Consider the following 6,130-nt stretch of genomic DNA (forward strand, 5'->3'; position numbering starts at 1 on the left):
CTAGGCCAGGAATCCGACCAGGGCACCGGCCGCCGAAATGACGATCACGCCGCCGAGCGACATGCCGATCTTTCCTACGTGTTCACCGCCTTCACCGCGCCGGGACTGAATGGCCATCAGTGCCCCCGCTGCGAACAGACCGAGAACACAGACAGCCAGTGCGACCCATTTGCCCCAGCTCATCACGCTGTTGAATCCTTCCGTTCCGGGAGGCTGGAGCGGATCCGGGTTCGGGACCTGGGCCGGGAGCAGGGTCAGCAGATCGCCGGCAGAGGCGAGGGTGGTTATCAGCACGCTCATGGCGTTCCTTTCATTTATCCGGTGCCGAGGCAGCGGTTCGGGTGAGGCGGTTCAAATCGTCGATGAGTCGTCGGAGGTCACGCGGTATATCTGAGGTGGGAGCTTCACCCATGCGCCATGCTTCGATCCAGGGGATCGACCAGGTGCGCGGTACTCCCCCACTGATAAGTCGGGCGAAGTCGCGCAATGGACGAGGGAGCTTTCCAGGGGCATCCGCCACGAGAACCAGGCCAAGAACATTCGCCTCGCCCGCCCTGCCGGCTGCCCATTGGGTTGCTGCTGCCTGCGCAGACCTCAGCCCGGCCATGCTGGTGCGAGCCACCAAAACGACGTTGGCCGGTCCTCCGTCAGCGGGACGCGGCCAGCTGTGCCCGGCTTCCGCCGAACCGTATATCAATGAGGCCAGGCTGGATTCGCCTGCGCCGCCGTGGGTTCCCAGCCACCACAAGCTGGCAGAGGCGGTTCGCTCTCTGACAGGCAGAAGGCTATCGGCGGCGGGCGCCGGAACTCCGCTTTGGGGCGTTTGAGGGCCAGTTGCAGGTGGCAACTGTCCCTCTAGCACCTCTGGCATCTGAATCTCAACCGAGTCTGGTCGAGAGAGCCACGGGTTACGCGTAGACGACACGACACGAATCCTTACTAATAAGGTGTAGGAGCCTATGTGCCCCACACACTAGGCGTCTATAGCGGAAGGAAGCAACGGTATGCGGCTTATATCTTTTTCTAGCTACCTATGTTTGTTTTGTGCTGATTCGTTTAGGATCGCCGCATGCAGCTCAGCACATGGGAAACGGCAGTGAACAGCGCCAGGGGAACCGAAGGCCTCGACGCGCTCTTCGCTGACCGCCCCGAGACTCTGAGCGTTGATGAGGTGGCACTGCTGCTGAACATCAGCCGGCAGAACACGTACTCCTGGCTCAGAGACGGGGTGATTCCGGGCTACAAGATCGGCAACACCTGGCGCGTCATTCGGGACGAGCTCAAAGAGACCATGAGGCTCGGGGCTAACTCACCTACCCGCAGGGCTCACGGCAAAGACGACGAAGAGGACTGACATGAACAGGTTCCCTCTGCGCACTACCGCTCTGATCTGCATCCTTGCATTGACCGGCTGCGCGGGGAACCAAGACAGTCCCGGAGAAGAACCTTCCGAAAACACGCCCTCCGCATCTGCAACGATGCCTGACCTGAATCAATTCACTCCGCCCCCATCCGGATATGTCGACGATCACACTGGGGAGAAGGTTACGCCCATAGCCGTTCCCACGTGGGACGCAGAATCACGTAGTTCTGTCGTTGCGGCTGCCGAGAAGGCAATGACAGCCTTCGCCAGGCCATCGTTGGAAGAGGACACCTGGTGGGCGGAGCTGGAGCCCCTCCTGAACGAGCAGGCCGCCCAGGACTATGCCTACGTGGACCCCGCCAACATTCCGGCCACAGCGATTACGGGACCGGGCAGCCTGACGGACGAGTCGAGCGCCTACGTGGGCTACGTGGACGTTCCCACGGACGCAGGTATTTACCGCCTCATCCTGAACCGCTCCGACGCGGGGTCCCCCTGGCTCGTCAGCCGCATCAGCCCTCCGGAGACGAGCAACTAACTATGGCCGGGACAAGTTCGAGCGGGATTGCGGCAATACTTGCCGTTCCCGTGCTCGTCTTTGGAACAGTCTTCAGCCTCATGCTTTTTGGCGGACAAGAGGCCCTGGCAGACTGCAACCCGGCACCCGGAAGCGAGACAGGGGTCAGCATCGACCCGGAGACGGTGCCGAACACCACCATCGCCGGATACAACCACGACCAGCTGGTGAACGCCGCACACATCGTTCAGGCAGGTAAAGATCTCCAGCTCGGCGTTCGGGACCAAACCATCGGCGTCATGACCGCAATGGGCGAATCCTCACTGAGCATCCTCGACCGCGGGGATGCCGCCGGCCCCGATTCACGAGGCCTCTTCCAGCAGCGCGATAACGGTGCCTGGGGTTCCTACGAGGACCGGATGGACCCGTACATATCGTCCACCAACTACTTCAAAGCCCTGATAAAAATCGAGGCCAGAGACTCCCTCGAACCGACCATTGTCGCCAACCGCATCCAGCGCAACGCCGACCCCTACCACTACGCCCAATTCTGGGACCCCGCCGTGGAAGTGGTCGAGTACCTTGCCGGCACGGACACCGGACTGAAGGAAGGCAACGGCAACAACGTCTGCGCCGGAGGCGAGACCGTCCCCGGAGAAGTCAACCTCAACGGATGGGCAAAGCCCGGAGCCGGACCGCTCAACGGCGGATATGGGCCCCGCGGGGTCATCAACACCCCCGCAGGACCCACACCCGCTTTCCACTACGGCATCGACCTGGAAGCCGGCGGCTGCGAAGGCCCCATCTGGGCCGCGCAGGCCGGCACCGTCAGCCAGGTCTTCCAAGACCTGAGCGGCGGTTGGATCGTCGAGGTCGACCACGGCGGAGGCGTGGTCACCTGGTACGTCCACATGTACTCCAACGGCATCCTCGTTGAGGTCGGAGACAAGGTCGAAGCCGGACAAATGATCGCCCGGGTGGGCAGTTCCGGGATGAGCACCGCCTGCCATCTGCATTTTGAGGTCCATGTCAGCGGCAACCCCGTCGACCCAGCCTCATTCCTCGCCGAAGTCGGTATCACCTACTAACCGAAGGAGTTCACATGAGCACCGCACCAGCAGAGTGGCCCAAAGTGGAAGCCATCATCAAGGAAGACGGAACCGGCGAAGTCAGAATCGGCGGCAGCATCCATCCCATCCAGACCGCCGACCTTTCAGCCGCCCGCGCAGCAGCCGTGGAGATAGTCGCCGGCGCGGCAGCGAAGCTCGGCCGCAATCTGCGGGCAGCCATGAGCGATCCTGACGGCGAATGGCCGCTGATCATCCACCCCGACGGAACTGTAGAAGAAGCCGACCCAAACCACGCCGCCCAGGAACCGGGCAAGGAAAAGACTCCCCGGCGCCGGAAAACCACACCGGCTGCCCCCGCTGACGTCATCACCTCTTCGCAGATACCGGCCCGGAAAGACACCGAACCCACACCGGAAAGAAAGCGGTCACAAGCTATGGAACAGCCCGCCGCAGGCCCGACGAAGACAGAAACGGCTCCCGCTGCCGAAGCACCCGCAGAGCCCGCACAGCAGACACGGAGGAGCCTGAAAGACACCTCATTCCTGGTAAGCGCTCCTGTCCTGGAGCCTGCAACCCAGGGCTGGCGAGGAACCCTCAGCCGGCTCGGCTTCCGCATGGAACCCTCAGCAGAAGAACTCGCTGAACGCGAAGACATCCGCACCGTCAGCCAGCACTGGCCCGGCCCCCGCACCGTCGCCGTCGTCAACCGCAAGGGCGGAGCCAACAAAACACCCACCGTCGTCATGCTCTCCGCGATCCTGGCCCGCTACAGCGGAGCCGCCACCGTGGCCTGGGACAACAACGAATCCCAGGGAACCCTAGGCTGGCGCACCGAGCAAGGCGGCCACAGCAACAGCGTCCTGGACCTCATTGACTCCTCCCAGACGCTCCTCTCCCCCAGTACCAACGCAGCCGAAATCGCGCGCTTCGTCCATCACCAGACCTCAGACAAGTTCGACGTCCTGCGCTCCGACGAGAACGAAGAAGGAGACCACGAAGTAACAGCCGAAGAAGTGGACATCGCCCACCAGGTGCTCACCCGCTACTACCGGCTTATCGTCATGGACTCAGGCAATACGGCCAGAGCAGCGAACTGGCGGCGCATGATCCACCACACGGACCAGCTCGTAGTGCCTGTGACCGCAATCGAGGACCGCGCAGAAGCAGCACGCCTGACCCTCCAAACCCTCGAATCCCGCGGTGGCCACGACGCCGAGCTCGCAGCGAACGCCGTGGTCATCGTTTCTGAATCAACTGATTCCAAACGCAGCATGAGCGGAGAGGCCCTGAAGCGTGCCAAGGCAGAGGCACAGCGAATCGCAGACGGGTTCGCGCCCCACGTCCGCTCGGTCGTCCGGATCCCCTACGACCCTGCCCTGGTCAACGGACCCATCCGCTACGACTCCCTGCAGCTGGCCACGCAGCGGGCATGGCTCGCGGCTGCGGCTGCTGTGGCCAGAGGGTTTTAGGTGAAAACTGCACGTCGACTCCGACACGCCCCGCGGAATACAGATCAGGAGTTAGCCCTAAGGCTAAGTTTGACTTATGGCTACAGCAGTGCGGCGCAAAAGAGGAACAGCGATGGCGAACGTCCAGCTTGTGACGTCCGTTCCACCAGGCTGCAAAGACCTGGTCTTCGAGATTGCCAAGAACGCCGGCATCTCAGCTAGTGAAGCCATGGAAATCATTCTTCAGCAGGTGAAGGTCGAGATGACTTCAGACGGCCTTCCCACCTGGTTCGACCGAAAGGAGCTGCCGCAGGCGTTGCCTATCCAGCGAGCTTCTTAAAAGCAGAAGGCCCGCACTAGGCGGGCCTTCTAACTAGAAATCGAAAGCTCTCCACCCCGTTTGCTTGCCGGCTCCGGGTGAAGGGCTCTTACAGCTACACCCTCTAGGAGGGTCCTTCTGCTATGCCCGTAAGTCTACACAAGGCTTCTTCTGCATGTGAAGTCGACGCGCTCGGCGCGTCTGCCCAGCACACAGACCCCACACATTTTGGTGCGGGACGCCGGAGATCCGTCCGTGCTGAGCTCGTCTGTGTCCCCGAGGGCCACAAGCGCACCGGTGTCCCCCTTGACGGCGGCGTCCTGGGACCAGTCCCCCGCCGGTCCACCCGCCGGGTCAACCGCAGCGCCGAGACCTCCAGAGAGGTCGTCCGCGCCGCCGTACCCAAGGGCAGTCTCCGGGCAGCACACGGAAACCAGGTCACCGCGCACCTCAGGAACCTGCTGGCTGTCCGCCGGATGCGCGCCGACGGACAGCGAAACCGTCTGCGGACGATGGCCTATCTCATCGCCAGAACCGACTACGAGACCATGACCTGCCGCCCCGGCTGGGATTCCATTGCCGAGGCCGTTGGCTGCCACCGGCGAACCATTGCCCGGTACCTCGCAGAATTCGAAGCATGGGGCCTGCTTGGACGCGTTGCCGGCGGCCGGCAGGCCCGGTACGCAGCGCCAGGGCCAGACGGAGAGAAGATCAACGAAGCAGCCGTGTACGTCCTGTGCATCCCCTCCCCGCTTGCCCTGCTCCACCGGGAAGAGAAACCAGCTGTGGATATAAATGCCACCCCTCCCGCCCTAGGCGGTTCTCACCATAAAGAAAAAGACTTAACCCACACACGCGCGCGCGAAAACGAGTCTCCTTCGGACGTGGCTCCGCCACGCCTACCCACTCAAGGCGCCGCAAGCGGCGCAGACACTCCCCCCGTTCCATGGCGTCCGGAAATACGATGGCCAGCTCACCGGACGACAAGCCGCAAAATACAGCGGCAGGCGGCCGCCTCCGAGATCTGGTATCGATCGTTTGTGCTGCGGTGTCTGTCAATAAAAGACGTGGCCAGCTGCTGCCGTGACTTCTTCCTGGCAGGTTGGACAGTCGCTGACATCCTTCACGCCTTGGACTGGCGTCCTGATGGCACTCAGTGGCCGCACAGCGGCGCTCCCCTCACTAGGGAATCTGCGCGAATCCGGGGGTGGCTCAAGCACCGACTCACTGCGTGGCGTACCTCGGAAGGCGAGCCCCTGCGCTCCAAAGACCAGCAAGCCGCTGCCGCAGCTGCCGCACGTCGACGCGAACAGGAACTGGAACGCCGGCACATGTTGGAACAGCATGCTGAGCGGACCAAGCTCCGTCAGGCCGGGGACTCCCCCGCCAAGATCAGAGCATTGGCACAAATCC

General features: G+C 62.7%; 8 protein-coding genes. 5 read left to right on the forward strand and 3 right to left on the reverse strand.

The features are described from left to right. Together AL3_RS17290 and AL3_RS19140 are read right to left on the reverse strand one after the other, a co-directional pair. Complete coding sequence (locus AL3_RS17290; RefSeq protein WP_066303432.1) at positions 1 to 300, reverse strand: hypothetical protein; 300 nt, start codon at positions 298 to 300, stop codon at positions 1 to 3. Between the two features lie 10 nt (positions 301 to 310). After that, on the reverse strand, positions 311 to 871 hold the full coding sequence (locus AL3_RS19140) for a DUF6668 family protein (protein WP_083521873.1): 561 nt from the start codon (positions 869 to 871) through the stop codon (positions 311 to 313). A gap of 198 nt (positions 872 to 1,069) precedes the next feature. Here AL3_RS19140 and AL3_RS17295 point away from each other — a divergent pair, with 198 nt between their 5' ends. The 5 genes from AL3_RS17295 to AL3_RS17315 all read left to right on the forward strand — a co-directional run bounded on the left by AL3_RS17295 (position 1,070) and on the right by AL3_RS17315 (position 4,738). Beyond that, positions 1,070 to 1,354 carry a helix-turn-helix domain-containing protein gene (locus AL3_RS17295; protein ID WP_066303433.1) on the forward strand — a complete coding sequence of 95 codons (285 nt, stop codon included), beginning with the start codon at positions 1,070 to 1,072 and terminating at the stop codon, positions 1,352 to 1,354. 262 nt (positions 1,355 to 1,616) lie between these two features. Then, positions 1,617 to 1,901, forward strand: coding sequence for a hypothetical protein (locus tag AL3_RS18600; protein WP_157075281.1), 285 nt, complete (start codon positions 1,617 to 1,619; stop codon positions 1,899 to 1,901). A 2-nt stretch (positions 1,902 to 1,903) separates the two neighbouring features. Continuing rightward, the gene (locus tag AL3_RS17305; protein ID WP_066303437.1) at positions 1,904 to 2,968 is read left to right on the forward strand and encodes a M23 family metallopeptidase; all 1,065 of its coding nucleotides are present in this window, start codon (positions 1,904 to 1,906) and stop codon (positions 2,966 to 2,968) included. Positions 2,969 to 2,982: 14 nt separating this feature from the next. Then, positions 2,983 to 4,419, forward strand: coding sequence for a chromosome partitioning protein ParA (locus AL3_RS17310; RefSeq protein WP_066303440.1), 1,437 nt, complete (start codon positions 2,983 to 2,985; stop codon positions 4,417 to 4,419). A 112-nt stretch (positions 4,420 to 4,531) separates the two neighbouring features. Then, positions 4,532 to 4,738, forward strand: coding sequence for a hypothetical protein (locus AL3_RS17315; protein ID WP_066303441.1), 207 nt, complete (start codon positions 4,532 to 4,534; stop codon positions 4,736 to 4,738). A gap of 134 nt (positions 4,739 to 4,872) precedes the next feature. Here AL3_RS17315 and AL3_RS17320 read toward each other — a convergent pair whose 3' ends face one another. Then, positions 4,873 to 5,316 carry a hypothetical protein gene (locus AL3_RS17320; protein WP_157075282.1) on the reverse strand — a complete coding sequence of 148 codons (444 nt, stop codon included), beginning with the start codon at positions 5,314 to 5,316 and terminating at the stop codon, positions 4,873 to 4,875. Between the last annotated feature and the right edge of the window lie 814 nt (positions 5,317 to 6,130).

It is taken from the genome of Arthrobacter luteolus NBRC 107841 (assembly GCF_001552075.1).
Taxonomy (GTDB): domain Bacteria; phylum Actinomycetota; class Actinomycetes; order Actinomycetales; family Micrococcaceae; genus Arthrobacter_B; species Arthrobacter_B luteolus.

Coding starts and splice junctions, on each gene's coding strand:
- AL3_RS17295 (WP_066303433.1), top strand. CDS start 1,070: ATGCAGCTCAGCACATGGGAAACGGCAGTGAACAGCGCCAGGGGAACC.
- AL3_RS17310 (WP_066303440.1), top strand. CDS start 2,983: ATGAGCACCGCACCAGCAGAGTGGCCCAAAGTGGAAGCCATCATCAAG.
- AL3_RS19140 (WP_083521873.1), bottom strand. CDS start 871: ATGCCAGAGGTGCTAGAGGGACAGTTGCCACCTGCAACTGGCCCTCAA.
- AL3_RS18600 (WP_157075281.1), top strand. CDS start 1,617: ATGACAGCCTTCGCCAGGCCATCGTTGGAAGAGGACACCTGGTGGGCG.
- AL3_RS17315 (WP_066303441.1), top strand. CDS start 4,532: ATGGCGAACGTCCAGCTTGTGACGTCCGTTCCACCAGGCTGCAAAGAC.
- AL3_RS17305 (WP_066303437.1), top strand. CDS start 1,904: ATGGCCGGGACAAGTTCGAGCGGGATTGCGGCAATACTTGCCGTTCCC.
- AL3_RS17290 (WP_066303432.1), bottom strand. CDS start 300: ATGAGCGTGCTGATAACCACCCTCGCCTCTGCCGGCGATCTGCTGACC.